At 69.8% G+C, this 1,103-nt stretch carries 1 protein-coding gene; it reads left to right on the plus strand.

The window, feature by feature from the left end:
* Positions 1–1,103, plus strand: a 1,103-nt coding sequence (locus HUW62_RS47365; protein WP_176438203.1) for a phytase, incomplete at both ends; no start/stop codon positions are given.

A 1,103-nucleotide genomic window follows, 5' to 3' on the forward strand; every position in this document is an offset into this window, starting at 1 on the left:
AACCCACCCAGCCCTTGCAGGTGCCCGCACAGCGCGAGACGACACCCGGGCCCCCCGCGACAGGTGGCCTCATCCAGGACGTCGCTGTCTGGGTAGGACCGCCCGGCGTCGGTGGGGCGGATGCGGGCCTCGGCCTGCTGCTCACGGCCTATGACAATCAGAACTCCGGCCTCTCCACGTTCGGGTTGGATGGTCAACAACTGGAGCAGGAGCAGGATGGGCCCACGGTGAGCGTCGCGGTCCGCGATGGCTTCCGGCTGGGGCAGGCGACGCGTTCCCTGGCGGTGACGGCGAACTCCGTCGTCGGCTTGTCGGCCTACGTCGTGGATGGTTTCCAGACGACGAATCGGGTGCAGCGGATTGGCTCTGGACCGTTCGTCGCCAACAGCACGGTCTTCAACACCGTGGCGCTCTATCGCAGCCCCGGCACGGGCCGCTTCTTCGTGTTCGCGGGGACCGCGACGGGCTCCCTCCAGCAGTTCGAGCTGTCCGGCGAGGATGGCGGGCTGTCGTCCACCCTGGTGCGTCCGGCCATCGACGTGGGAGGCCCCATCACCGGGCTGGTCGCCGACGAGGAGCTGGGCTTCGTCTACGTCGTGCAGGCCGGTGAGGCCATCTGGCGCTACAACGCCGAGCCCAACGGTGGCACCACCCGCGTGTCGGTGGCCTCGCTGACGGGCGCGAACCGCAACCTGTCCGGCACCGTCAACCACCTGGCGCTGTACCGCGCCGCCAACGCGCAGGGTTACCTGCTGGCGGCGGATACGGGCTCGGGCACGTTCGCCGTGTTGGACCGCCGCACGTATGCCTTCCTGGGTTCGTTCCTCGTGGTGGCGGGGGATGGAGGCGTCGGCGCCGCGGAGTCTCCACGCGCGCTGGCGGTGACCGCGCTGCCAGTGGGCGCCGAGTTTCCCGAAGGACTTTTCGTCGCGCAGGATTCCATCAATGGCGGCACGGACAACCTGAAGCTCTTGCGTTGGGACGCCGTGGCCGCGGCCTTCACTCCGCCGCTGCGCGTCGACACCCGACCGGTGACGGATGACGGTGGCACGGACGCGGGCTCGGACGGCGGCACCGATGGTGGCTCGGATGGAGGGGGGGGC

The sequence above is a fragment of the Myxococcus sp. AM011 genome (genome assembly GCF_013372595.1).
Classification (GTDB): Bacteria; Myxococcota; Myxococcia; order Myxococcales; family Myxococcaceae; genus Myxococcus; species Myxococcus eversor.